This window comes from Sinobaca sp. H24 (assembly GCF_023845525.1).
Window position 1 is genome coordinate 145,611 of the sequence record NZ_JALBWT010000006.1, and the last position, 24,815, is coordinate 170,425.

Consider the following 24,815-nt stretch of genomic DNA (forward strand, 5'->3'; position numbering starts at 1 on the left):
TTTGTATGCTTAGTTGTCGCGTGCTGCTTCTGTTTTCGCAAGGTTGTTGCGAAGTACCATCTGCAGAATGCCGCCGTGGCGGTAGTAGTCCATTTCGATTTCGCTGTCAAAGCGGGCAATAACCTGGAACGTTGTTACTTTTCCATCTTCGTCTGTTGCCACTACTTCGATCACGTCACGAGGACGCACGTTGTTTGTTACTTTTACATCAAAGGATTCTTTACCGGTTAATCCAAGTGATTCCGGGCTGTCTCCGTCTTTAAACTGAAGCGGAAGAACTCCCATTAACACAAGGTTACTGCGGTGGATACGCTCAAAGCTCTGGGCAAGAACGGTCTTAATTCCTAAAAGGTTAGTACCTTTAGCAGCCCAGTCTCTGGAGCTTCCCATACCGTAGTCGTTTCCGGCGATAACCATAAGATCCGTATTATCTTCCTTATACTTCATAGCAGCGTCATAGATGGCCATCGTTTCGCCGTTTGGCCAGTATGTCGTATAGCCGCCTTCTGTACCTGGAGCAAGCTGGTTCTTAATACGGATGTTGGCAAATGTTCCTCTCATCATCACTTCGTGGTTACCGCGGCGGGAACCGTACGAGTTAAATTGAGCAGGAGACAGGCCTTTTTCGATCAAATAACGGCCGGCCGGGCTATTTTTCGCAATCGCACCGGCTGGTGAAATGTGGTCTGTTGTTACACTGTCGGCAAATTTACCGATGACACGAAGGCTGTTAAGCGGCTTAATGTCTTCCGGATCTTTCGCCATGTCTACGAAGAATGGAGGATTCTGAATATACGTAGATTCCTCATCGAAATCGTAAAGCGCAGCATTTTCATCAGACTGAAGGTCATTCCAGCGCTCGTTGTTTGTGAAAACATTTTCGTATTCTTCTTTAAAGAGCTTAGGAGATACGTTGTTGTGAACGGTGTTTTTGATTTCTTCCGTTGTAGGCCACAGTTCTTCGAAATAGATATCGTTTCCGTCTTTGTCCTTGCCGAAGCTGTCCTTGTAGAAATCAAAGTTTACATTTCCTGCAAGTGCATAGGCTACAACAAGCGGCGGCGAAGCAAGATAGTTTGCTTTCACAAGCGGATGAATACGTCCTTCGAAGTTTCTGTTACCGCTTAGTACGGAAGAAACGAGCACATCGTTGTCTGCAATTGCTTCTTCTACTTCAATTGGAAGCGGACCGCTGTTACCGATACATGTGGTACAGCCGTACCCGACAAGGTTGAAGCCAAGCTCATTAAGGTAAGGCATAAGACCGGCATCCTCAAGGTAGCGGGTTACAACTTTAGAACCCGGTGCAAGGGATGTTTTTACATATTCCGGTACTTCGAGTCCGCGCTCGATGGCTTTCTTCGCGAGCAGACCTGCACCGATCATAACGTAAGGGTTGGACGTGTTTGTACAGCTTGTAATAGCTGCAATCGTAACAGCGCCTGTGCTTAGCGTTGTTGTTTTTCCGCTTGGGTGTTTCACTTCTACTTCTTTTTCTACATCTTCAGGAGCCAGGCCGAATCCCTGGTTTCCGGCTGGAGCAGTAAGTGCTTCGTTGAACTTCTTCTTCATGTCAGTCAGTTCGATAAGGTCCTGTGGACGTTTCGGACCGGAAAGACTTGGAAGAATCTCTTCAAGCTTCACTTCAAGCACTCTTGTAAAGTTAGGCTCTTCGCTGCCATCTTCATAGAAGAGGTGGTTTGCCTGGCAGTAATCCTTTACAAGCTGAATGTGATCTTCGTCACGGCCTGTAAGGCGGAGATAGTTTAACGACTCTTCATCTACCGGGAAAAAGCCGCATGTTGCGCCATACTCCGGAGCCATGTTGGAAATCGTCGCACGGTCTGCAAGAGGCATTTCCTTAAGACCCGGTCCGTAGAACTCTACGAACTTGCCGACAACGTTTGTTTCACGAAGCACCTGTGTTACTTTAAGCGCAAGGTCCGTTGCAGTGGCGCCGTTAGGAAGCGATCCTGTAAGCTTCACGCCGACTACTTCCGGTGCCGGGAAATAAGAAGGCTGCTGCAGCATGCCTGCTTCTGCTTCGATACCGCCTACGCCCCAGCCAAGTACGCCGAGTCCGTTGATCATTGTTGTATGGGAATCCGTTCCGACCAACGTGTCCGGGAACGTTTCAATTTCTCCGTTTTCTGACTCTCTTGCGTGTACTACGGATGCAAGATACTCCAGGTTTACCTGGTGTACGATACCCGTAGCGGGCGGTACAGCACTGTAGTTGTCAAATGCTTTCGTGGCCCAGCTGAGCAGTTTATATCTTTCTTCATTTCTTTCAAATTCAAGATCCATGTTGCGGCGGAGGGAATCTTCCGCGCCAAAGCGGTCTACCTGAACAGAGTGGTCAACAACAAGGTCAACTGGAATCGCCGGATTGATTTCCTGCGGGTCTCCCCCGATGTCTGCCATTGCTTTACGAAGCGACGCCAGATCCACTACGGCTGGTACGCCGGTGAAGTCCTGGAGAATAACACGGGAAGGCTTAAATGGTACGTCCTCTTCGTTGTTATTTTCTGTTCCCCATTTAGCAAGGCTTTCTACATGTTCCTTCTTGATTACTTTTCCGTCAAGCTGTCTTAGAACAGACTCAAGCAACACCCGGATAGAATAAGGCAGCTTAGCTACATTACCTACTCCAGCGTCCTCAATAGCTTTTAAATCATAATAATGATATGACTTGCCGCTCGATGAGAACGTTTTGCGTGCATTGAACAAATCGTGGTTTTCACTCATATGTAGCATCCTCCTTTTAGTTGTATCATATAACAGACGGTGTTAAATGTCGAAAAAAATATCTCGCTCCTGGATTTCGTAACCTGGCTTTAGTCGATATGCCATTTCCGTCCACCCCTTTAGAATAGCAAAATTTCGGACAAATATAAATGACTTTCCGAAAAAATTAATCGGTTACACATAACGTTACCCTTTTTCTAAACGCCTAACCCTTCTTTTTCCAGTTCCATTAAGAAGACGGCAATCTCCATAATATCAGCGTCCTGCAAGGTTCGCATATCAAACAAAAGCTGTTCTTTACTGACACGGGCAATGACTGGACGTCCATTTTTCAGCCGCAGCGCACGGGCTGCCTGCTCTGCTGTTATAGTTTCTGTATTAAGACGCACTGCGGTGGTAGGCAGCGTCACATCCGGCATCGTTCCGCCTCCGACCTTGGACTCGTCGACCGTTTTAGTAAGCGTCCAAGTCTGGAGACGGCATTCGTTTAAAAATAGGTCCGCTCTCGCTTCCAGCTCTTCGTTTTCCATCAGCAGCATATGAACGGCAGGAATGTTCTCTTTGCCTGACTGACCGGGCAGATAGGCTTTAATTGTCGCTTCCAGCGCCGCAAGCGTCATCTTGTCGCAGCGGAGAACACGGGCAAGCTGATGTTTTTTCAGCCGGTCGATTAAATCTTTCCGGCCGGCAATAATGCCTGCCTGCGGCCCGCCGAGCAGCTTATCACCGGAAAAGGACACCAGATCGGCCCCAGCATCCAGAGCTTCTTTAACAGTTGGCTCTTCTCCAATCCCATGCGTGCGGAAATCGTACAGTGCACCGCTTCCGAGATCTTCATAAACGAGCAGGTCATGGTCTTTTCCAATCCGGCTCATTTCTTTTGTGGACACATCGCTCGTGAACCCGTGCATCGAAAAATTGCTCGTATGCACTTTCATGAGCATCGCTGTCCGCTCGTTCACAGCACCTTCATAATCATATGGATGCGTTTTGTTTGTAGTTCCTACTTCTTTCAAAACGGCACCGCTTTCTTCCATTATAGAAGAGACCCGGAATGAGCCGCCGATTTCAACGAGCTGGCCCCGGGACACAACAACTTCTCTTTCTGCCGTTAAAGCGCGCAGGACCAGATACACAGCTGCGGCATTATTATTGACGGCCATCGCAGCTTCCGCTCCAGTCACTTCACAGAGCAGGTCTTCGAGAATGTCGTGCCTCGATCCGCGTCTGCCGGTCTCTACATTGTATTCTAAATTGGAGTACCCGGAGGCAGCCTCAACGACTTTTTTAACAGCATCGGGTCCGAGCGGAGCCCGCCCGAGGTTGGTATGCAGAATCGTGCCCGTCGCATTAATGACGCTGTGAAGCCGCTCCGCAAAAAAGCGCCGAACCTGCTGCCCGGCGTGTTGAATAATCATTTGTTCCGCTTCCTCTTTGGAATCAAGCGCCATTCCGTTCAGCACGGCGTTCCTGAGCTTATCTGTTTCAGTCCGGACTATATTTGTGACGGTCTGTTCGTCCTGCACTTCTTCTATCAGCTCACGAATTTGACTATTTTGAAGCAGGACATGAACGGAAGGAATATTTCTTGCATCCGGCATGATTGTGACCCCTTTATTTATGAGGGCCCATAGCCTCTCAGTTTTTCGATTAACTGCTCTTCGTTTGGAAATTTTTTCGTTTCTTTTTTGGAATGCACTTTTTCTTCATTCACATATACTTCAAACACACCGCCGGAGGACGTAATCAGCTGTATTTCCTCAATTTTTCCTCCATAGGCTTTATACAATGCATCCGTGAGACTCACGGCTTTTGGGGAAAAGTTTCACTGCATGCAGAATTCGATCATTATTTTCATCGGAGACACACTCCTTTGCTTTTATCTATTATTATTGTAGTGTATGATTTGTGTTCTCGCAAATAGAGCGCTTATACTGGAAAAGTAGAAACAAGGAGGGTTCGAGAATGACAAAAGAAGAGCAAATACGCCTGACGACGCTTTCCTCGAAAGCTGGTTGAGGCTGCAAAATAGGTCCTGAGGACCTGGCGCAAGTTTTGCGTCATATACCAAAAACCGCCCCCGATCCTGCCCTTCTCGTAGGGACAGATACATCGGATGACGGAGGCGTTTACAAGCTGACGGATGACATCGCGCTTGTGCAGTCCGTTGACTATTTCACGCCGATTGTCGATGATCCTTACGAATTCGGACAGATCGCCGCAGCGAACGCTCTGAGCGATATCTACGCAATGGGCGGAACCCCGAAAACGGTGTTAAACATTGTTGGGTTCCCGATTAAGAAACTGCCTGATCATGTTCTCGCCGGTATTATGAAAGGCGCTGCCGACAAAGTTAGAGAATCAGGAGCCACTATCGTCGGCGGTCACTCGATTGACGACGATGAGCCAAAGTTCGGCCTTGCCGCCACTGGTATTGTGCATCCGGAAAAATTCTGGGCCAACAAAGGCGCCAAGCCCGGCGATGTGCTCGTGCTTACTAAACCACTCGGTGTCGGCATCATGACGACCGGAATTAAACGACAGGCCGTTACAAAAGAACAGGAAGCCGCAGTCACGAAGGTAATGGCTTCTTTAAACAAAGAAGCAGCGGAACTGCTTCACGCGTATGAGCCGCACGCTGTAACCGACGTTACCGGCTTCGGGCTGCTCGGTCACTCCTATGAAATGGCATCGGCCAGTGAAGTGACGTTCCGTTTTCACTCGAACCAAATTCCTCTTTTGGAAGGTTCGTATGAGCTCGCTGAGAAAGGCATCATTCCAGGCGGCTCTAAATCCAATGAGTCCTACCTGATCGATCACATCCATCGTGCAGACGATGTAACAGCCGTCATGCAGCAGGTTCTATGTGATGCCATTACTTCAGGAGGTCTGCTTGCTGCTGTATCGCCGGAACAGGCAGAAAACTATGTAAATGATCTTCATGCAGCCGGCATTAAAGAAGCGGCTATTATTGGAGAAGTAGAAGAAAAATCTGATTACTACCTGGAAATCGATTAATAGCAAAAAGACGCATTCCGTTAATAAACGGTCTGCGTCTTTTTTTCTGCCATCATGTTTTTTCCGTAAATTCGTTCAATAATGCTGTCATCGAGCCGGTTTGGTGTACCGTCGAACACTACTTCTCCTTCGGACAAACCGATGATCCGGTCGGAATATATTCGAGCCAGCTCAATGTCATGAACATTAATCATTGTAACCAGATTATTTCGTTTGTGCACCTCTTCAATGAGAGAGAAAATCGACCGGGAGGTTCCCGGGTCAAGACTTGCCACCGGCTCATCTCCCAAAAAGACGTCAGGATCCTGGATCAGGGCTCTTGCCACGCCGACACGCTGCTTCTGTCCGCCGCTCAGCTGCTCTATCCTGCGGTCTTCCATTCCTTTGAGACCAACCTGTTCAATTACCACAGCGGCCTGCTTTTTTTCGTCTTTGGAGAATACGCCCCCTAGATTGGCCCAGGGCGCTTTTTTTCCAAATAAGCCCGATAGTACATTTTGTTTAACCGTAAGCCTTGGAATAAGATGAAAATGCTGAAAAATCATGCCGGCCCGGCTGCGCCATTCCCTCTGCTCCCGTTTCGAAAAACCAGAGAGAGATTTACCGTCAATCAGTACTTCCCCACCTGTTACAGGCTGCAGGGCGTTAATCGTACGGATCATTGTAGATTTCCCGGCACCGCTCGGCCCCAGCACACTGACAAATTCACCGCGCTCTAAAGAGAGATTCAGCTTCTTCAACGCAGGTTCCCCGCTTTTCGTGTATTGAACCGAAACATCTTTTAATTCAATCATGCTGTCCTCTCCTCTCTAGATTACGCGCTTCCGTACAAAAGCACCAAATAGGTCTACTAAAATAACCATTGCCATTATGCTGAGTACGATTACACCAACAGCTGGATAATTAAAGCTTTCAAAATCATTAATTAAACGCTGGCCAATGCCTCCGCCTCCGATAAATCCAAGCACGAGCGACGTACGGATCGCCACTTCAAACCGGTAAAAATACTGGGACAGTATGTTGGGCCATATCTGCGGAATAATCGCAAACAGATTGCCGACTTTTCTGGAGGAGCCGACCGATTCCATCGCTTCCTGCGGCCCTCTGTCTGACGCTTCAATGAGCTCGGAGATCAATTTCCCTAATACGCCGATGTTGTGAAGAAAAATCGCAAATACAGCGGGGAACGGACCGAGACCCAGCACCACCACAAAGATAAGTCCGAAAACAATTTCCGGCACCGAACGGAGACCGGAAAGAAAAAAGCGGTTAATATAGTAAAATACTGGACTGCGGCTCGTATTTTTTGCTGATGCAAAGGCAAGCGGCAGTGCCACCAGCAGCGCAAAAAATGTACCTAAAAATGCAATCGCCAGAGTGACGAGCATCGGGTCAACCAGTGAGGGAAGAATCTCCCAGTCCAATGGAAGAAAGCGATCGCCGATAAAAGCAAAGGCATTGGCGAAGTTCGCAAAATTCCCCCATTCAAATTCGGTTTTCCCTATGGCCCACCATGTGGCAATAATTAGAATAACGGTATAAATAATAAGCCTTTTTCGAAACCAAATCATGTAATGAACCCCTTTTTATCTAAAGCAGACGTTCTAGTCCTCAATCGCGTCCATGTCGAGCATGCCGAAATCTTCCGCGGCACGCGTTACGTCTTCATAGTAGCTGTGATCGGTTTCTACAAAGGCGGAAGCGCCTCCGAACACATTGAGTATTTCTTCGTCTTCAATATTAATGAATGCTTCTTGAATATCGGCTTTTAAATCCTCATCCATATCCTCCGGTACAGCCCAAGGGTACTGATACAGCTGATCGGATTCCCATATTGTTTTAATCTGGCTTTCATCAATAGCACCTTCTTCAACCAACTCGTTATAAATGGCACTATCAATCGCTCCGGCATCCACATCCTGGGACTGAACCACCTGGGCTGTTACGTCATGAGACCCGGTATAACGGACAGATGCAAACTCATTATCTTCTTCTGATTCAAATACGCCCCGCTCGCGAAGCTCCAGTCCTGGAATAAGGGAGCCGGAAGTAGAAGAAATACTGCCGAACGCGAAGTCCACTTCTTCGCTGTCTTCGAGCATCTCATCTATTGATTCCCACGGCTGGTCGACGTGTGTAATAATGTAGGAATAGTAGTAAGGCTCTCCGTCAATCTCCTGCGTTAAAATAGCTTCCGCACCGCTTTCTTCGTGAGCCACCACATAGGTAAGCGGTCCAAGGTAGGCAAGATCAAGCTCTCCATAGTTCAATGCTTCTACTACCGCATTGTAGTTTGGGTATGTCTCTACTGTAACGTCCTGATCCAGGCTCTCATTTAATGTGTCTTCAAGGCTTTGAACGCCGCTTTCCATTTCACCGGATGACTGGGCCGGAATAACCGCAACTTCCAGGGTATCCTGGGTCTCTTCCCCGTCTCCTGATTCTTCTCCACCGCCGCACGCGCCTAGTACAAGAACGCTTCCTGCGGATACTGCTGTCAGCCATTTTTTCATTTTTCTTTTCTCCCCCGTTTTTCCAATATGTAATAAGAAGTATGCGAATTTTGAATGTGTTTGCGTTAATAAGCTATCATTGATTATGATAAAAGTAAAGACAAACGCCCCTATGGAGGATGCGCTGATGAATGAAAAATGGCTTCATGTATTTGTTGTGCTGGCGCGGGCCCGAAGCTTTTCGATCGCCGCCCGTGAGCTCGACATATCCCAGTCTACGGTAACGAAGTACTTACAGCACCTGGAACGTGAACTAGAGGTGTTATTAATAGAACGAAAAACGGTGACGCTCACAGCAGAAGGAGACGCTCTTTATGCACAGGCCGAGCAGTGGCTCCAGGACTGGTACAGGCTCCGCAGCCAGTTTAATAAAAATAACAAACCCCACGCAGAAACACTTAAATTAGGGGCTAGTACGACGCCCGGGACCTATTTCCTGCCGGGGCTGTGCGCTAAATGCCACGACCAGTTCCCAGGAACTAAATTTTACCTTCAGGTGGATGACTCAAGTATGATCACCGATCTGCTTTTACAGCGGGAGGTGGATGCCGTTATCATCGGCCAGGCCTTTGAGCATCCCGGCGTGCAGACGACTCCGCTCTGGAAAGACCATCTGACGCTGATCGGACCGCCCGGTTCTTCTGTGGAAGCGGCAGGTTCTTTTTCAGATATCAGCCGGTATCCTTTTATTAAGCGGAAAAAAGGGTCCGGCACATACCTGGCTGCAGAGCAGAGCCTGCAGCAGTGGGGCGGATCATTGCTGGACCTAGAGACAGCGGCTGTAGTGCCGAATACAGAGAGCGTTCTGTCCCTCGTACAGTCCGGCATCGGGTACGGTATTATTTCCGAGTACGCGCTTGCCTCTGCCCTTTCAAGAGGCTGTGTCAATAAAGGACGTCTTCCCGGATTCCGCCACCTGCACCTTTCTATTCTCAGCGACCGGACCGAGGAGCCGATGATTCATGCTTTTTCCGAACTGGCCCGCTCCTTTCAGGCGCCGGTTATCTCATCTACTTGAACAAAAACAGGCAGCTCCTTTAAAGGGGCTGCCTGTTTTTTTACCTTTTTTTATTAGATATTTCTTTATAAATAGCCTGATACTGCAAGGCTTCTTTGTCGCTGGAATGTCGATCCAATACATCTGTTTTTGCCTGCCGGGTCAGCCTTACGATCAGATCAGGGTTGTCGAGGAGCTGTTCGAGCTGCGCATGAAACGTTCGTTCATCTCAAATAACAGGCCGTTTCGTCCATCCTGAATGACACTTTCATTTCCTCCATTGCGTCTGGCAAGGACAGGGACCTTATGCATCATGGCTTCGAGCACGGCCATCGGCTGTCCCTCAGACAAGGATGTATTAATCACCACATCTGCCCAGTCGTAAAATGCAGGCATTGCTTCCATTTCCACGCCTTCGTGGTAATGCATCCAGCTTCTTGCTGCAGCCGCCTGAACTACTTCACGCTTGACCTGCTCTTCCATTGCTTCTCCTACGATTAAAAATTGAATCGCAGGAAAGCGGACCCTCAGCTCTTCTAATACTTTTAACCCAAATAGTACATCCTTTACGCTTCTTAATCCAGCCGGAATTAAAATATTCGGCGTGCCGCTGTGATCCTGCAGCCAGCGGACAAGGTTTTCATCATGGACTGCTGCAGAAGGATCCACCCCCTGAGGAACGATTTGTATACTGCGGCTCAGCTCCGGGTAGGCATGGTCCAGTTTGTTTACGCCATCACGGCTGAAAACGGTTATTTTATCTGCCTGCCGTACAAACGCTTCTAAATCAGCCGCCTGCTGCTTCTGCTGAATATCTACGTTAATATCCGTACCTCCGCTCGTTAACACATAAGGCACACTGATGCCGGTCTCTGCCTGCTGCAGCCATTCATACGTACGGCGGATATGGAGCGCGTGAACAACGTCTGCCTGTTCGAGTAAGACGATACCTTTCGCTGCGGGCTCTTCTTCATAGGAAAACATCTGGATCGGCTGTCCTGTTCTTTTCATGGAAGATTCCAGCCTTCTTGCGGTTGTTGCGTTGCCGCGTCTAGAGTGATAATAAGGCGTTAGAAACAATACATTCAGCAAGGAAGTCATTTATCCAGCCACTCCCTGACGTCATCCCGGCGTTTTGTCCATCCCGCTGCATCCAGCGCTTCCAGATATGGAACCATGTATTTGCGGCTGAGCGGCAGTACTTCTTTTGCCTGCTGCAAAGTAAACGATTCTGGAAAGGCTTCTTTTAAAGAAGCTGCCTTTTCTTTAAACGTATCTATTGGCCAAATATGGACATCATCCATTTTGACGGCCTGGCCCCGTTCCAATAAAGACCATTTCAGCTCTCTTCCGATTTCTTCAGGAAGCCCGGCTGCTTCCGTATATTCGTTCCACCCTTTCACCTGCAGGCCATCCGCCTGCCACTGCTCCTGCAGATTTTCTATTCTTCGTTCCCAGCCTTTTGGAGCGCCGGGAGAAAACTCTGGCAGCGCAATAAACTGCTGATGGGATACAAGTTCTCCATGATCGAGCGCCTGCTGGATCAACTGGGCAGTAAATTCTTTCGGTATCCCATGCGAAACATGGGATTGAATGACTTCTTGACGATTCTGTCCAGAGCGCAGAGAATGCTCTGCATGAAACTGCTCCAGCTGCTCTTTAATAACAGCGAGCGTCTTCTGCTGTTCCTGCAGCGACGTTACTTTTTGTTTTCCCATCGATATAAGGCTGCCGCTTTGGATTCCCTGCTCAATCAGCTTTTCTATATCCTCTTCAGGCTGGCCCGTCTGCAGGGCCGCCTCTTCTTTCGTAAGCCATGCATGGATTCGGATCGCTTCCAACAGCTGCTCCTCCGGAGTGTCCTCCATCATTTTCTCGAGTGCTTGTATGGTATCCGTGCCGAAGCGGTGCTTGTCCGCCTGGGCCTGAATCACCCAGCCGCCGGCAAATGTCTCTGCCGGGGAAGGGCGGCGCAGAATGAAGGCGTCCCCTCTTTTCGTAACTACTTTTTCTTCAAGCTCCAGCTGACAGATCACCTGATCAAACCCGGGTTCCAGCGTATTTCGGTCAAAGAAGATCACTTTGCCATATACTTCCGCCGTACCGAGATGAAGCATGACGTAGCTGCGCTGTTTTACAGCGTATTCTGCAGCTGACGCACCGTGCAGGACAACGTCCAGCCGATCGGTTGTTGTGTAGTGCTGTGCAGCCACAAGAACGTCACCGCGGTGTACCTCCTGTTTCGACACGCCGCTGATGTTGAGCGCAAGTCTCTGTCCGGCACTTCCCGACTTTACCGGCTCATGATGAACCTGAAGCTGCCGCACTTTCACGAATGTCTGCTGAGGAAGAAGCTGCAGGGATTCTCCTTCTGCAACACTTCCTTCATATACTGTACCTCTGACGACAGTTCCCTGCCCGTGCACGCTGAATACATTATCAATTGGCAGACGAAAGGCGCCGCGGGGATCACGGTCCGGTACTTTTTCCAGCATATGAATCAGCTGCTGTTTCAATTCGTCCAGACCTCGTCCGCTCAGGCTGTCTATAAAAACCATTTCCGCGTTGGCAAATGGCGTACCTTGTACTTCATCACGGATATCTTCCCCAGCCAGCTCCAGCAGTTCCTCATCCACCTTATCTGCCTTTGTTACAGCAATGACGCTCCCCGGAATGCCGAGAAGCGTTAATATCTCCAGGTGCTCTTTTGTCTGCGGCATAACGCCTTCATCGGCTGCAACAGTTAAGATCACCCCATCAATTCCTGCGACTCCGGCAATCATCTGCCGGATAAATCGTTCGTGCCCCGGCACATCAATAATAGAGACATCCATATCTTCCCGCAGGGTAAGCGGGGCAAACCCCGGTTCAATCGATATGCTGCGATCCTTTTCTTCTTTCAGTCTATCCGTATCTATATTGGTTAATGCTTTCGTTAACGTTGTTTTGCCGTGGTCAATATGCCCGGCCATTCCTACTGTAAGCATTCGTTTTGCCATGCTGGTCCCTGCCTCTCTCGTCCGGCGCTTTTCTACTGTTCCATCTTACTATCCCGGCGGCTTCCCAATCAAATAAAACAAGTCCTGCTTGTTTCTTCAACGGACTTGTTTTAGGGTAACACTCAGCCTTTAGGTTAAATAGTTGTAATTCCCTTAACGGGATAGTAGAATAGCGAAGTGCACCAATAAAAACAGATGGGGCTGGTTGTGTAGCTGGTGCTTACCGAGGTCTTCAAAACCTTCAGGGAGGCGCGTGTCGTCTCCGGTGGGTTCGATTCCCACACAGTCCCGCCATACATAAAACATTTATTAAAAATAAATGCATATCGACCATCCCGAAAACCCTTCTATAAACTAGAAGGGTTTTTATCGCTGCTAATTAAAATTCAACCGGTAAATTTTTCTCGGCCGGCCTCTTTGTCCGGACTGTTCGCCGCCGGTGCGTTCGGCTATGTTCATTTCTTCAAGCTTCGCCAGAATTCGGTTGCCGTTGCGGATCGAGCTGTTCAGCCAGCGTGAAATATCCTGGGCGGTTACGAGATCCTGTCCATAGTAGCGGCTCAGGGAATTGACTTTATTGATCATCGCCGGACTCAGCGCCATATCCGCAGAACCGGCTTCGTTTATCCTGCGCATGTCATAGGATATAGCCTCTTCATCCGGCTGATGCTCGGTTCTTCTTTTGTCCTCATCTACATGAATAATACTACCGTTATTATTTTCCTGAGCCTCTTTCAAAGCACTTCTAGCATTGCCTTCCGATTCCATTGCCGTTTTACCGTATCCTACTACAACATTGGTTTGAAGACTGGCGTTAGCCTCTGCATCCTTCATGAATTGGAACCACAATTTGTCCCCGTACCACTCCAGTTCTCCCCGGGTCGTATAAATAAAAAAGGTTCCGTCTCCAATCTGCATGTAGGAACCGCCGACCTTTTCCGCATAATGCAGCAGCCACCGCTTTAGATCCAGCTCCTGGTATTTTCTTTTCATAGAATAAAAAGAAGCTTCCTTCTTGTCTGTTCGTTCTCTCACTTCAATCGCAACAATGGCGATCTGCGCTTTTTGATACAGCATCGACTGTGCTCTTTCTTTAATGTATTTCAACGTCAGCTGAATCGATAATTTTGCAGGAGTTACTCTGAAACAGGGAATCCCCTGTTTCTGCAGCTCTATGTATACTTCTCTTATACAGGTGAATGCGGCTTCAATCTTATTCTGCTCATAGAGATGCTTGTGGAAGGCAATAATTTCTTCAGAAGGCTTGTATCCTGAGTAGGAGAGCGTATGGACGGTAAGCTCCGAAGGCAGAAATTCCTTTTTGACCTCATTTACTTCCTGCTCCTGAATCGTGTCCAGACTGATGGACTGGAATAATTTATTTTCCCGGTACTGCCCTTCGACGAGACGGCCCAACAGGCTTGCCCCGTATAAAGGAGGAAAGCCTGCATTTCTGCTGTCTACGAGGCGATTCGAAACCGCCATATCATAAGGGGCCTGTCCGGAGAAAAGCCAGTATGTGATATCTGTCTGATCTTTTGTAAGAAGTTCATTAATTTCTTTTGTCTGCTTGTAGCAAAATGGTACCGCTTCAAATTCATCGTATTTTTTTACTTCATCCATAAGAAGCTTTACTGAATCATCTGGTCCGACTGTTCCAATTTTAATTTTCACAGTCCGATCCGCCTGCTTTTTTTTTGCATAATGTGTCATGATTTTAACTCCCTTTTCTAAATCTTCTATGTCTGCGTGTTCAGCCGGGTGATGGCTTATTCCATCTCTGCATGGAATAAATAGAAGACCCGAGGCCCATTTGGCTGACATGTTCATAATATCATGTCCTGCGCCGCTGTTCATAGAATAAGAAAGAAAGCCCGCTTCCTCGATTGATTCGCGAAGCGATTGATGGACCTGCTTGTCGAGAAAAACGGAAGGATTATTCACTAATTCCTGTACTTCGGTTTCTACGCCAAATTCCTCTTCCATTTTAACTAATTTTCCACGGATGCCGTCCGCCATTTTCTGCTTCAACGCATCGTCGACACTTCGAATATCTATGCCCAGTTCCACGGAACCCGGGATGACCGTCATCGAATTCGGCGTGCATTCAATTGAACTGACGGTGGCTACTAAAGGAGTAGCTGCTTCCGCTTCCAGTTCAACAGCTTTCGCTGCTGTATAGCTGATGATTGGAGCGGCAGCGAGCAGAGCATCTTTTCTGTTATGCATCGGGGTCGTGCCCGTATGACTGCTTTTTCCGTTTATTGTGACAATTAAGCGGATGGGACAGGCGATAGCCTCCACTGCTGCTGCCTCCCTGCCCGCTTCTTCAATCTGCGTGCCCTGTTCAATATGCAGTTCCAGCACGCGGTGATAGCGGCTATTGCTTTTTTCCGCCTGCTCCATGTTGTCCCATTTTAAACCAGTCGCTTCGACGGCTTCCCGAATAGATACTCCATCTTTATCTAATAAGTCAGCTAGTGATGCTTTCGCCTCCGTATTCAGTTTCCCGGCGGCCGCTTTGCTTCCAAGTGTTGACACACCAAATCGGTCAGACTCCTCTGAAGCAAAACAGATCACTGCAATCGGACGTTCCGGCTTGAATCCTTCATCCTGAAGGCTTTTCACTACTCCGAGCCCGCACAGCACCCCGGCGACCCCGTCATACCCTCCTCCGTTTGTTACAGTATCCACATGCGATACAAACGCAAGCAGCGGCTTATCGCTGCTTTCCGGATTCCATACGGCGTGTATATTTCCTGCCTCATCCCGCTCTATTTCCATATCCAGAGAGGAAGCTGTTTTTTTAAAAGCATCCATCGCCTCCATTTCCTCAGCAGAATAGCCCAGCCGGGTGAAGCCGTCCGGCTGCTCCATCGTTTCCGTCGTATTTAATTCAAGTAAATGTTGATACAGCCATTCTTTCATTACTTCTCCTCCGATGCTGTCCATATTTGGGTTACTAAAGGCTGAAGACAGGCAGCTGCAGCGGTTTGCAGCACTTTTTCGTCAAAATCAAATGCCGGATGATGATGTCCGGCTTTAAGCGGCGTGCCAAATATCATATACGTTGCTTTTCCGCCTTGCTTTTGTACATGATTCATCATAACCGTAACGTCCTCCGAGGCTCCGACAGCCATAGACGCATGAACATTCGTAATCAGGCGGCTGTTCTGTAGAGCAGCCGGCACCCATTGCTTCCACTCCTCATCACACACTGCCGCTTCTCCCTGTCCGACTATCGTAAACTGATAGTCAACGTTATGCATCAGTGCAGAAGCTTCAATAATCCGCCTCGCTTCTTTTATCATAAACGCATTAATGTCAGTGGTGCTGCCTCTGGTCTCTCCATGAAGCTCTGCCGTATCGGCAATAATATTACGACCGGATCCGGCGTTCAGGTAGCCTGCATTAATGCGGGAGGCTCCCGCGGAATGCCTCGGTACAGCATGAAGCTGAGTCGCAGCTGTAGCGGCTGCTAAAAGCGCATTGCATCCTTCCTCCGGCTTTGCTCCTGCATGGGCGGATGTTCCATGGAACGATACATTAAATTTCGTCGTAGCCAAAAATTCACTGCTGGTTGCTGCAATTTCCCCGACAGCAAGAGAAGCGATGCCAATATGGCCACTGAGAAAATAATCAACGTCGTCAAGCCACCCCTTATTAACAACGGCTTTTGCCCCCCGGCTTCCTTCTTCTGCCGGCTGGAAAATCACCGTAATTCTACCAATAAGATCTTGCAGATGCTCCGATATATATGTCGCTATCCCTAAACCAATGGCTGTATGCCCGTCATGGGCGCAGGCATGCATCGCACCGGGAATCTGCGACTGAAATTCGTTTTTTACCGGCTCATGTGCTGCATCCTTGGACTCTTTAATGGGCAGGGCGTCTATATCAACCCGGTATGCTACATGAGGACCGGACCGGCCGGTATCAAATTGAATGACAGCACCTGTATGCCCTTGTTCTAATTCAGCAATAAAGGAAGCGGGTACGCCATTTTCTTCTGCACGTTCAGCTGCTCTGTCCCACTCCTGCTCATTAATCATGCCCTGCCTGGATTTGGTATCTATGAACGTTTTGCCATATGAAACGTCACCGTTTAAAGACTTCAAGTGCTCTACAATAGAAAACGTTGCCATAATTTCGGTCCAGCCCACTTCCGGAAGCTGATGCCTGGTTTGACGCCAGGCATTAGCATTGTGCTGTGTTCCATTATCCATTTTTCTACATCGGGTATTGTGTCAGCCATTCTGCAGCCTCTCCTTTTCTTTGTTCAGATGAGCCAGCCCATTCAGCGCATTAGCTGTCATTAATTCCACTCCGTACAAAAGGGCCTCTTCATTTATATCAAAAGATGGATCGTGGAGAGGTTTTTGGACTTCTCTTTCCGGTATAGCAGTGCCAAGCCAGTAGTAAGCACCTGGATACTGCTGCAAAAACCGTGCGAAGTCCTCTCCCCGAGACTCGGCTCTATTTCGGGAAGGGATTCTTTTCCGTAAAGATGATCCGCGGATTGGCGGATCACTTTCACCCATTCCCGTCATTTACAGTGGCCGGGTAACCGTCGAGGTATTCCATATCAATTGTAAGGTTAAATACCTCTTCCAGCCCGCAGATGATTTCGGTCATTCTTTTTTTCACCTGGTCTTTTACTTTCGGGCTGAACGTCCTCACCGTCCCTTCGAGGACAGCCTTTCCCGCAATAACATTATAACGCTCTCCTGCATGAAGCTCTCCAATCGTCACAACAGCTGAATCCAATGGATTGACGTTTCTGCTCACAATCGTCTGCAGGAGCGCTATCATCTGGCCGGCAGCAATAATCGCATCATTGGTTTGATGAGGCATGCTCGCATGGCCGCCGGAACCTTTTATTGTAATCGTAAATCTATCTGAGTTACCCATCATTGGACCTTCGAGGATACCGAATGTTCCAACAGGCAGATCAGGCCAGACGTGCTGGGCTAAGATAGCGTCCGGCTGATAATGGGAAAAGACGCCATCCTCCATCATAGCCGCCGCTCCTCCTGTCGGTGCATTTTCTTCAGCTGGTTTGAAATACACAGAGTACAGTACCCTCTATATTCTCCCGGTGATCGTGAAGCTGTTTGGCTGTCACGAGCATCATCGCGGTATGCGCATCATGGCCGCAGGCGTGCATCACATTGTCTTTTGTGGATTTGTATGCGGATTCTACCTGTTCCTGAATAGGCAGGGCGTCTATATCAGCACGAAGCGCTATCGTTGCTCCTGCTCTTTCCCCTTTGATCACAGCCAATACCCCTGTCTGTGCATAGCCATGAATATATTCAATTCCATTCTCTTTTAAAAAGGCTTTTATACTCTCTGATGTTCTGTATTCTTGTCCGCTCAATTCAGGATGCTGGTGAAAATCCCGGCGGAGGATTGTAGCTTCATTTAATACATTCTTTTTCTCTATTTCATTAAAAGGTGTAATCTGCATAAACGTCTCCTTTAATACTTGTTAATCTAATACATTTCAACACCCGGTCCAATAGGCAGCCCTATTAACGTCCAGACGATAAAGATTACAATCCAAATACCTAAAAAGATTAATGCGTAAGGAAGCATAATGGAAAACAACGTACCAAAACCAGCACGGTTATCATAGCGTTTCATAAATGCCAATACCATCGGTACATATGGATTTAACGGGGTAATAACATTAGTGGAAGAATCGGCAATCCGATACGCCAGCTGTACAAAGGCCGGATTATAATCCAGGTACATAAACATTGGAATAAAGATTGGAGCCATCAATGCCCATTGTGCCGAACCACTGAAAATGAATAAATTCAATACCGCAGCCAGCAGAATGAATCCTACCAGCACCGGCATGCCGGTAAAGTCGGCAGAGGTCAATGTTTCAGCTCCGGTTACAGCGAGAAATGCTGATAGGTTCGTCCAGCCGAAGTAGGCAATAAACTGAGAGGCTGCGAAAATAAGAACAATGTACCCTGACATATCTTTCATTGCCGATGCCATAAAGTCGGGAACATCCCCCGGCTTTTGAATAGCTTTGACCGTAACACCGTAAGCTATCGCTACTGTAATAAAGAAGAATAAAATAATAGGAATAATGTTATCCAGAAAAGGAGATTCAAGAACTGCGCCGCCTTCCCCTCTCAGAATACCGTTGGGAGGGACAATGAGAGCTGCGGCAGCTGCCACGTATAACAGTCCAAATATTCCCGCATTTCTAAGCGCTCTGTTTTTTTCAGGAGTGATTTGTTCGATTTCCTCAGATGTTACGGCATCGTCCCCAAATTTCGGATCATAAACACCTAATCTCGGTTCAACAATACGCTCTGTAATCCATGCACCAATAATCATAAGCATTAACACAGAAAACAGCATAAAATACCAGTTGTCTACAGGTGATACCGTTATTTCCGGGTTTACCGTCTGGGCTACTTCAGTCGAAATACCAGACAGCAGGGCATCTGTTCCCGTAATCATGACGTTAGCCGTAAAACCGGCACCTACCCCGGCAAAACCTGCAGCAATCCCTACAAGCGGATGCCTGCCCAGTGCGTAAAATACCATCGCTGCAAGTGGAGGAATAATGACGAACGCTGCATCGGAAGCCAGGTTTCCAATAACACCTGTACCAATTACAGCATATGTAACAAAACGTTTAGGTGCCTGCAGAATTGTCTTTTTCATAAACGTTTCCATCAAACCGACCTTCTGAGCCAGGCCGATACCAAACATCATAACAAGCACAAGGCCAAGCGGTGCAAAGCCTGTGAAGTTTTCCAGCATGGAAGACAGCATATATTCCAGACCCGATACAGAAAGCAGCGGCTGAATAGCAAGAGTGTCCCCTGTCTGAGGATCTTCAAAGCTAACATTGAACCAGCCTATGACGGATGAAATTAAAATAACGCCAAGCGCCAGGTAAACAAAAAGCATAAAAGGATGGGGAAGCTTATTTCCCATTTTTTCCACCCAGTCCAAAAACTTCATAAAAAACGTAGATTTTCCTTTACCTTCACTATTATTCACATTATACACTCCTTTTAAGAAATTGTCTTTAATTGTTCTTTAAATAAAAGTAGCATACACATCTATCAATTCCAATAGAAGATTCTAATAATTTTAAATTTTCCAAGCAGATAATCTCACAAGGGTTTTTATGAAGAAATAAAAAAGCACTCTCTGCGAATAACATCACAGAGAGTGCTCATTACATATGTTTATTTATATAGGGAACCACACTAAGCTTACTGCTGTTAAAAGAACGCCGCCCATAAAAACTATATCTTCTTTATGGTAAGGCATGGCCTGATAGCGGGTGCGGTTTCCGGCCCCGTCAAATCCTTTCACTTCCATAGCAGCTGCCGTTCTTTCCGCTTTACGGATGGCTCCGGCCATTAATGGTATAGCGTACTGTTTCCACTTCCATACACTTTGCTTGTTTCCCATACTGCGCATGTGATGAGCCCTTTTTATCTGCCTGAACTCTTCATGCAGCTGAGGCAGGAATCGATACGCAGCCATCAGCCCGTATCCTATGCCGGGCGTAAGTTTCCATTTTTCCATCAGGCTCAGCACTAAAGCAGTTGGACTCGTCGTTAACACAAACAATAACGACCAGGAAGCGAAAACGAGCGCACGCAGTCCGAGCGAAAGACCAATTTCGATATTTTCAGCAGCAATGGGAAGGCTGCCGATTTGAAATAACACTGTCTCCCCCCGCTCCTCCGGAAACACGGCCTGCAGCCAAACAAAACTAAACCCAAAGAACAGGAATGGCAGCAGAATAAGAAGCAGACGCTGAATAGGAACACGTCCTAATACCGCAATAGCAGTCACTGTAGCTGTTAGAAGTAACAATGGCCGCCATACGTCGTATATAGGAATCATGCAAAGCATTATTATTAGAAGACTCAACAGCTTCACGGTGGGATGTACACGCTGCAAAAATGCGTTCTGGTGCTGATACGCTTCAAACATAGATCAATCGTTCCTTTTCTTGTCGCATCTCCATGCAGGCTGGTATTACCCCGCCGGCACGATGAATCTGATCTGGATGATGGAAAAAAGAGGCTGTGTCTCCTTCATAATAAACAACCCCTTCATCTATCGCAATCACACGACTGGCATAGGAATAAACAACATTCAAATCATGTGTAATCATGACAATCGTCTTGCCTTCTTCCTGCAGCTTTCGAAGTATCATTAAAAGGGCATCGGTGTTTCTCTGGTCCAGGCCAAACATCGGTTCATCAAGCAAAAGAATCGACTGACTGCTTGTAAGCATGACAGCTGTCGAAAGTCGTCGTTTCTGTCCCTGACTCAGCTGAAAAGGATGGCTCATTTTTTTGTGCTGCAGGGCAAACAGATCGAGTAATTCCTCCACACGTTCTTTTATAGCTTCTTCTTTCCATCCTTCGATTTCCATGCTGTGTCTCAGCTCTTTTTCCACCGTTACATGAATAAACTGATGTTCCGGCTGCTGAAACACAATACCAATCGCAGATGCGATTCTTTTCATCGATTTTCGGGTGAGCTTTTCCCCGAACAAAGACACATCCCCCTGCTCCTGTTTCAGCCAGCCTGTAAGCAGTTGAAACAGCGTGCTTTTCCCTGATCCGTTGCGGCCGACTATCGCGTGGAACTCTCCCTTATAAAACCGGCAGCTCAGCTCATCTATTACTTTGGTGCCTTTATAGCGGAAACTGAGCTTTTCTCCCTCCAGCACTATATTTTTATCATCAATCCTCCCGCTTCCAGCTGGGACAGGAAGCACGCGGTTGATTATTTCTGCAGGGAGATGCCTTGTTCCCTCCTGCCACTGCTTTATAGTTACAGGCATCCTCCTGAACAGTTCCGGGTGCTTATTCAGCAGGGCATAGGCTGTTTTTGTAACAGACGGCAGCCGAATACCCATGCTTACCATAGCCTCTGTATGTTCAGTCAACACGTCCCGCGGGGCACCATCTGCAAATACGGACCCTCTATCGTCCATAACAATCAGCCGGTCTGCCAGCTCGACAACCTCATCGAGCTGATGTTCAATCATGATCAGCGTCTTTTCTGCGTCCTGTTTAATTACCTGCAGGCATTCAGCCAGACTGCGGCGGGCGGCAGGATCAAGCTGGGACATTGGTTCATCAATAATCCATATATCGGGGTCCTGGCACCAGAGAGATGCCATCGCCGCTTTTTGCTTCATCCCGCCGGATAAAGCATGTATCGCTGTATCAATATGCGCTTGCATTCCCACCGCTTTTAACGCGCTTTGCATTCGGCTGTCCATCTTTTCTTGAGCAATGGCTCTGTTTTCCATTGTAAATGCTAATTCATCACGAATGACTGCCATGCAGAACTGAGTATCCGGATCCTGAAACAATACGCCTGTTTTAGCGGCTGCTTCCATTATGCTTCGATGTGATGGTATTTCTCCGTCCACCTGAAGCTCTCCTGCCACGTCTGCTTCTACCGATCTCGGGAGAATGCCCTGCACAGCCAGAGTGAGCGTGCTTTTACCCGATCCGCTTGGACCAATTACCAGCACATTTTCTCCACTCCTAATTCTTGATGTGAAGCCGGCCATCGCTGGTTCCTTCGTAAATGGATAAGTCACTGTAAGCTGATCGGCTGTTATCATGAGATATCCTTTTCCATCGTTCGGCTGCGGTACTGCTTTCCTAATGCAAATCGATCGAGCACCCCTGTTTTCACCAGCGCATCACTAAAGCTTTTTCCCGCCCATCCGGCTAAAAGTGCTCCGCTGATCAGCATCGTCCCCATCATCGCTGCAGCAACAATAAAGGAATACTGGTTGATTCCATATAAGAAGTACTGCGTCCAAAAAGCCGCAAAGGTGCCTCCCATACCCGCCAGCATTAAGACCGGCAGCGAGAAATAACGGTAGAAGAACAAGGCGAAAATAAGCTCAGCCCCAAGTCCCTGAGTAAAACCAAGAATTAATACGGCACCGGCATTTACCGAGCCAACCATAATTTCCGTTCCGGCTGCAATCATTTCAGCAAGAAGAGCGGTTCCCGGTTTCTGGATAATATACATACACACAATTGGAGCCAGTATCCAGAAGCCGGCCATCAAACCGCCGCCTACCGGCCCTATCACACCACTCACTACCTGACCAAGCAGAACCCAAAGCAAATAAAGTACGCCAAACACGGCTGAAATAAATGCAATGACTACAATGTCCCGGAGATTTAGTTTCTCAGCTTTCATCCCTTACGTCCTGTTTCTTCCAGCGTGCGCTCAAACGGCCAGTCCGCCGCATGAAAAGCCATGTCAAAAAACATATACTCCAGCTGGCAGCCTTCCATAAATAACCGGCGCCATCTATTTTTTTCTTCTTCCCCTGCCGTCTCTGCCAGTTCATCAAGCCGATCAATGTATTTATACATTTCCCGCTCCTCCCTGTCTCCGTAAAAACGGATCCAGTCGTTAAATGGATGCTCCGGTCCCGGGCTGACCTCTTCCATGAGCTTCTCTCCTACATACAAGTACACCCATGGGCATGCAAGTGTAACAGCTATCACATCTCCAAGGGTGCCTGTCGAGGAATAATGCAGCATCTGCAGGGTATAATGCTGGGCTGCCGGCGCCAGGTCATATCCCTGCAGCGATTCATAGGATACTCCTGCCTGCTCACACAAATTATGGTGTGGATGTGTTTCACTGTTTAATACAAATTCAATCGTATCGTTAAACATGGCCATATCTTCTCTTGAATTACATTTAGTTATGCCATATGCTTTTGCTTTGATCATGGCATTCAGGTATTCATAATCCTGTTTCACATAGTGTGTAAGAGAAGCAGCTGGCAGCTCCCCTTCAGCAATACCCCGGATAAACGGGTTGTTATAGCTTGCTTCAAATAAGTGTTCTGTGTCCTTCCAAAGCTGTTCAGAAAATTTCATGTCAAAAGACCTCCTTTGATGCCATAAGCATCCGCAGGTGATACCGACAGAACAACCGGAGGCACAAAAAAGGGCCACCCCGTTGTGGAGTGGCCCTGAACATATATAGTCTAAAAAATAACCATACTGCAGGATGCCGTCTCCACTTTCCTACGCTGGTATTAACCAGATCAGGTTCAAAGGGACCAAGATACATCTTGTCTCAGCCATTTACGGCACCCCTAGCGGATTACTTATGAACTTGCCACTACTATAGCACAATAGATAAAATATTCAACCTTCTTTTTTGAAAAAAATACCATTAGCACTTCTTTTTAATTGACAGAATTTTCTGTAACAATTATACTTACAGTATATAGAAGGATCGCTTCCCCGGGAAAGGGTGATGCCTGTGAATAGAGAGTTTTCACTCGCTGTGCATAGTTTGTTATTTCTCGATACAAAGCCGGAACGCTATGCAAGAAGCACTGAAATAGCTTCCAGTGCCCAGGCTCATCCGGTCCAGGTAAGAAGAGTTCTGAGCGTTCTTAGAGACTGCGGATACGTGGAATCTAAAGAAGGCATCGGCGGCGGTTTTTCTCTAATAGGAGACCCGTGCCGGATCAATTTATGGGATATCTACCAAATAACTGCTGAAGGCACACTGCAATTTAAGAAAACAGAAGAGAGTGTATCGTATTCGCTTTATTCGTCCACAAATACGCTTCTTTCGATCATTCTGATTGATGCTGAAGAGCATTTAGGAGACTTTTTAAAAAATTATACGATCGCTGATTTATCCGATCTGCTCGATAAAAGCAGATAAGTTGACGGTGCCTTACCCCAGTAAGGTACAATAAGAATTAATTAACCGCATTCCTGCTATGGACCCGAAGACAAGGCACTCTCTATTTTTAGATATCCTTTGAGGAGGTTTACAGAATGCTCACAAATAAAAATACGCTTCAATATGGTGATTGGGTAAAAGCTGTAACAAACAATGATGAGCTGATTTTTGGGTATGTCGATCACGTTAATTCCTTAAACGAAACGGTAACACTGGTTGTCGTATCTTCCGATAACAAAGCATCTATCGGCCGTAAGATAGCGCTTATTCAGCAGAAAGTAACGAAACTCGAAAATGCAGGCCTCGATTATGAAGCCGGTCTGCTCAATATGATAGATCTGGCACTCGAATCCAATGACAAACCGTGGTTTATGGAGCTGACCGCTTCTCTCTACGAGCTCCAGCAGCGGGATCCTTCTTCTTCCGGCTTGCTGCTGCTTGAATCCAACCCAAACAACAATACACAGAGCAATAACCCATAGACGCATAAAAGCTCCGCTTCTCGTATAAAGAAGCGGAGCTTTTTTATGCTATTTTTCTTTCTTCCAGCATTTTCAGTATATTATCTATGCCAATGATGCTGGAAAAAAGAATAATAGATCCCAATACAAGGTAGAGACCATTTCTCTCTGTTGTAAGGATACCGCTCAGCAGAAGGCCAAGCAGCAGAATGGAAAAAAGAAACAAAATGCTATGACAGATACATAAAGCAGCAAAACGTGCTTTGGATATTTCCATAAGCCCTCCCTTATCCCGAGCTTCTAATACTATATCACGTTTTCA

22 protein-coding genes, 1 tRNA gene, 1 pseudogene and 1 riboswitch are annotated in these 24,815 nt (G+C 47.4%); of the genes and pseudogenes, 5 read left to right on the forward strand and 19 right to left on the reverse strand.

The window, feature by feature from the left end; all coding sequences use genetic code 11:
• Positions 1–9: 9 nt before the first annotated feature.
• The 3 genes and pseudogenes from acnA to MMY81_RS10830 all read right to left on the reverse strand — a co-directional run.
• Positions 10–2,748, reverse strand: coding sequence for an aconitate hydratase AcnA (gene acnA / locus MMY81_RS10820; protein WP_252312891.1), 2,739 nt, complete (start codon positions 2,746–2,748; stop codon positions 10–12).
• 197 nt (positions 2,749–2,945) lie between these two features.
• Positions 2,946–4,349 (reverse strand): L-seryl-tRNA(Sec) selenium transferase, encoded by a 1,404-nt coding sequence (selA, locus tag MMY81_RS10825; RefSeq protein WP_252312892.1) that lies wholly within the window; start codon positions 4,347–4,349, stop codon positions 2,946–2,948.
• A 17-nt stretch (positions 4,350–4,366) separates the two neighbouring features.
• Positions 4,367–4,561 (reverse strand): annotated as a pseudogene (locus MMY81_RS10830) (Rdx family protein); the annotation flags it as partial.
• A gap of 152 nt (positions 4,562–4,713) precedes the next feature.
• On the opposite strand from MMY81_RS10830, the gene selD reads away from it, so the two are divergent.
• Positions 4,714–5,766 carry a selenide, water dikinase SelD gene (selD, locus tag MMY81_RS10835; protein WP_252312894.1) on the forward strand — a complete coding sequence of 351 codons (1,053 nt, stop codon included), beginning with the start codon at positions 4,714–4,716 and terminating at the stop codon, positions 5,764–5,766.
• A 20-nt stretch (positions 5,767–5,786) separates the two neighbouring features.
• Here the strand turns inward: selD and phnC are convergent, their stop codons facing one another.
• Genes phnC through phnD form a run of 3 tightly spaced genes read right to left on the reverse strand, consistent with a single transcriptional unit; the run spans position 5,787 to position 8,279 of the window.
• Positions 5,787–6,560, reverse strand: coding sequence for a phosphonate ABC transporter ATP-binding protein (gene phnC, locus MMY81_RS10840; RefSeq protein ID WP_252312895.1), 774 nt, complete (start codon positions 6,558–6,560; stop codon positions 5,787–5,789).
• A gap of 15 nt (positions 6,561–6,575) precedes the next feature.
• Entirely contained in the window at positions 6,576–7,337 is a 762-nt protein-coding gene (gene phnE, locus MMY81_RS10845) for a phosphonate ABC transporter, permease protein PhnE (RefSeq protein ID WP_252312896.1), read from the reverse strand.
• A 33-nt stretch (positions 7,338–7,370) separates the two neighbouring features.
• Entirely contained in the window at positions 7,371–8,279 is a 909-nt protein-coding gene (gene phnD / locus MMY81_RS10850; RefSeq protein WP_252312897.1) for a phosphate/phosphite/phosphonate ABC transporter substrate-binding protein, read from the reverse strand.
• A gap of 127 nt (positions 8,280–8,406) precedes the next feature.
• On the opposite strand from phnD, the gene MMY81_RS10855 reads away from it, so the two are divergent.
• Positions 8,407–9,297: a selenium metabolism-associated LysR family transcriptional regulator gene (locus tag MMY81_RS10855; RefSeq protein ID WP_252312898.1), complete on the forward strand. Its 891-nt coding sequence runs from the start codon at positions 8,407–8,409 to the stop codon at positions 9,295–9,297.
• A gap of 153 nt (positions 9,298–9,450) precedes the next feature.
• Here MMY81_RS10855 and MMY81_RS10860 read toward each other — a convergent pair whose 3' ends face one another.
• Together MMY81_RS10860 and selB are read right to left on the reverse strand one after the other, a co-directional pair.
• Complete coding sequence (locus tag MMY81_RS10860) at positions 9,451–10,377, reverse strand: glycosyltransferase family 4 protein (protein ID WP_252312899.1); 927 nt, start codon at positions 10,375–10,377, stop codon at positions 9,451–9,453.
• Complete coding sequence (gene selB / locus MMY81_RS10865; protein WP_252312900.1) at positions 10,374–12,275, reverse strand: selenocysteine-specific translation elongation factor; 1,902 nt, start codon at positions 12,273–12,275, stop codon at positions 10,374–10,376. The genes MMY81_RS10860 and selB overlap by 4 nt, the downstream gene beginning before the upstream one ends.
• Positions 12,276–12,472: 197 nt before the next feature.
• Here selB and MMY81_RS10870 point away from each other — a divergent pair.
• Positions 12,473–12,569: transfer RNA gene (locus MMY81_RS10870), tRNA-Sec, on the forward strand.
• Between the two features lie 81 nt (positions 12,570–12,650).
• Here MMY81_RS10870 and MMY81_RS33985 read toward each other — a convergent pair.
• The 10 genes from MMY81_RS33985 to tenA form a co-directional block, all read right to left on the reverse strand.
• On the reverse strand, positions 12,651–15,203 hold the full coding sequence (locus MMY81_RS33985) for a M20 family metallo-hydrolase (RefSeq protein ID WP_308215299.1): 2,553 nt from the start codon (positions 15,201–15,203) through the stop codon (positions 12,651–12,653).
• Positions 15,203–16,501, reverse strand: coding sequence for an amidohydrolase (locus tag MMY81_RS10880; protein WP_252312901.1), 1,299 nt, complete (start codon positions 16,499–16,501; stop codon positions 15,203–15,205). The genes MMY81_RS33985 and MMY81_RS10880 overlap by 1 nt, the downstream gene beginning before the upstream one ends.
• 21 nt (positions 16,502–16,522) lie before the next feature.
• Positions 16,523–16,717, reverse strand: coding sequence for a hypothetical protein (locus MMY81_RS33990; RefSeq protein ID WP_308215300.1), 195 nt, complete (start codon positions 16,715–16,717; stop codon positions 16,523–16,525).
• Between the two features lie 91 nt (positions 16,718–16,808).
• On the reverse strand, positions 16,809–17,345 hold the full coding sequence (locus MMY81_RS33995) for a M20 metallopeptidase family protein (protein ID WP_308215301.1): 537 nt from the start codon (positions 17,343–17,345) through the stop codon (positions 16,809–16,811).
• Positions 17,326–17,745: a M20 metallopeptidase family protein gene (locus tag MMY81_RS34000; RefSeq protein WP_308215302.1), complete on the reverse strand. Its 420-nt coding sequence runs from the start codon at positions 17,743–17,745 to the stop codon at positions 17,326–17,328. The genes MMY81_RS33995 and MMY81_RS34000 overlap by 20 nt, the downstream gene beginning before the upstream one ends.
• Before the next feature lie 26 nt (positions 17,746–17,771).
• Positions 17,772–19,271, reverse strand: a complete 1,500-nt coding sequence (locus tag MMY81_RS10890; RefSeq protein ID WP_252312952.1) for an AbgT family transporter — start codon at positions 19,269–19,271, stop codon at positions 17,772–17,774.
• 234 nt (positions 19,272–19,505) lie between these two features.
• Entirely contained in the window at positions 19,506–20,261 is a 756-nt protein-coding gene (locus tag MMY81_RS10895; protein WP_252312902.1) for an energy-coupling factor transporter transmembrane component T family protein, read from the reverse strand.
• A complete protein-coding gene (locus MMY81_RS10900) occupies positions 20,254–21,918 on the reverse strand; it encodes an ABC transporter ATP-binding protein (RefSeq protein WP_252312903.1) in 1,665 nt (554 codons plus the stop codon). The genes MMY81_RS10895 and MMY81_RS10900 overlap by 8 nt, the downstream gene beginning before the upstream one ends.
• Positions 21,915–22,511 (reverse strand): ECF transporter S component, encoded by a 597-nt coding sequence (locus tag MMY81_RS10905; RefSeq protein WP_252312904.1) that lies wholly within the window; start codon positions 22,509–22,511, stop codon positions 21,915–21,917. The genes MMY81_RS10900 and MMY81_RS10905 overlap by 4 nt, the downstream gene beginning before the upstream one ends.
• Entirely contained in the window at positions 22,508–23,206 is a 699-nt protein-coding gene (gene tenA / locus MMY81_RS10910; protein WP_252312905.1) for a thiaminase II, read from the reverse strand. Before tenA ends, MMY81_RS10905 begins: the two co-directional genes overlap by 4 nt.
• A 130-nt stretch (positions 23,207–23,336) precedes the next feature.
• A riboswitch (TPP riboswitch) is annotated at positions 23,337–23,439 on the reverse strand.
• Between the two features lie 158 nt (positions 23,440–23,597).
• Here tenA and MMY81_RS10915 point away from each other — a divergent pair.
• Complete coding sequence (locus MMY81_RS10915; protein WP_252312906.1) at positions 23,598–24,011, forward strand: RrF2 family transcriptional regulator; 414 nt, start codon at positions 23,598–23,600, stop codon at positions 24,009–24,011.
• A gap of 116 nt (positions 24,012–24,127) precedes the next feature.
• Positions 24,128–24,514 (forward strand): IDEAL domain-containing protein, encoded by a 387-nt coding sequence (locus MMY81_RS10920; protein WP_252312907.1) that lies wholly within the window; start codon positions 24,128–24,130, stop codon positions 24,512–24,514.
• Between the two features lie 43 nt (positions 24,515–24,557).
• Here MMY81_RS10920 and MMY81_RS10925 read toward each other — a convergent pair whose 3' ends face one another.
• The gene (locus tag MMY81_RS10925) at positions 24,558–24,770 is read right to left on the reverse strand and encodes a hypothetical protein (RefSeq protein WP_252312908.1); all 213 of its coding nucleotides are present in this window, start codon (positions 24,768–24,770) and stop codon (positions 24,558–24,560) included.
• Between the last annotated feature and the right edge of the window lie 45 nt (positions 24,771–24,815).

Bases quoted from the DNA above. Each gene is read 5' to 3' on its own strand.
- acnA (WP_252312891.1), bottom strand. From the start codon at position 2,748: ATGAGTGAAAACCACGATTTGTTCAATGCACGCAAAACGTTCTCATCG.
- selA (WP_252312892.1), bottom strand. From the start codon at position 4,349: ATGCCGGATGCAAGAAATATTCCTTCCGTTCATGTCCTGCTTCAAAAT.
- phnC (WP_252312895.1), bottom strand. From the start codon at position 6,560: ATGATTGAATTAAAAGATGTTTCGGTTCAATACACGAAAAGCGGGGAA.
- phnE (WP_252312896.1), bottom strand. From the start codon at position 7,337: ATGATTTGGTTTCGAAAAAGGCTTATTATTTATACCGTTATTCTAATT.
- phnD (WP_252312897.1), bottom strand. From the start codon at position 8,279: ATGAAAAAATGGCTGACAGCAGTATCCGCAGGAAGCGTTCTTGTACTA.
- MMY81_RS10855 (WP_252312898.1), top strand. From the start codon at position 8,407: ATGAATGAAAAATGGCTTCATGTATTTGTTGTGCTGGCGCGGGCCCGA.
- MMY81_RS10860 (WP_252312899.1), bottom strand. From the start codon at position 10,377: ATGACTTCCTTGCTGAATGTATTGTTTCTAACGCCTTATTATCACTCT.
- selB (WP_252312900.1), bottom strand. From the start codon at position 12,275: ATGGCAAAACGAATGCTTACAGTAGGAATGGCCGGGCATATTGACCAC.
- MMY81_RS33985 (WP_308215299.1), bottom strand. From the start codon at position 15,203: ATGAAAGAATGGCTGTATCAACATTTACTTGAATTAAATACGACGGAA.
- MMY81_RS10880 (WP_252312901.1), bottom strand. From the start codon at position 16,501: ATGGATAATGGAACACAGCACAATGCTAATGCCTGGCGTCAAACCAGG.
- MMY81_RS34000 (WP_308215302.1), bottom strand. From the start codon at position 17,745: ATGCAGATTACACCTTTTAATGAAATAGAGAAAAAGAATGTATTAAAT.
- MMY81_RS10890 (WP_252312952.1), bottom strand. From the start codon at position 19,271: ATGAAGTTTTTGGACTGGGTGGAAAAAATGGGAAATAAGCTTCCCCAT.
- MMY81_RS10895 (WP_252312902.1), bottom strand. From the start codon at position 20,261: ATGTTTGAAGCGTATCAGCACCAGAACGCATTTTTGCAGCGTGTACAT.
- MMY81_RS10900 (WP_252312903.1), bottom strand. From the start codon at position 21,918: ATGATAACAGCCGATCAGCTTACAGTGACTTATCCATTTACGAAGGAA.
- MMY81_RS10905 (WP_252312904.1), bottom strand. From the start codon at position 22,511: ATGAAAGCTGAGAAACTAAATCTCCGGGACATTGTAGTCATTGCATTT.
- tenA (WP_252312905.1), bottom strand. From the start codon at position 23,206: ATGAAATTTTCTGAACAGCTTTGGAAGGACACAGAACACTTATTTGAA.
- MMY81_RS10920 (WP_252312907.1), top strand. From the start codon at position 24,128: ATGCTCACAAATAAAAATACGCTTCAATATGGTGATTGGGTAAAAGCT.
- MMY81_RS10925 (WP_252312908.1), bottom strand. From the start codon at position 24,770: ATGGAAATATCCAAAGCACGTTTTGCTGCTTTATGTATCTGTCATAGC.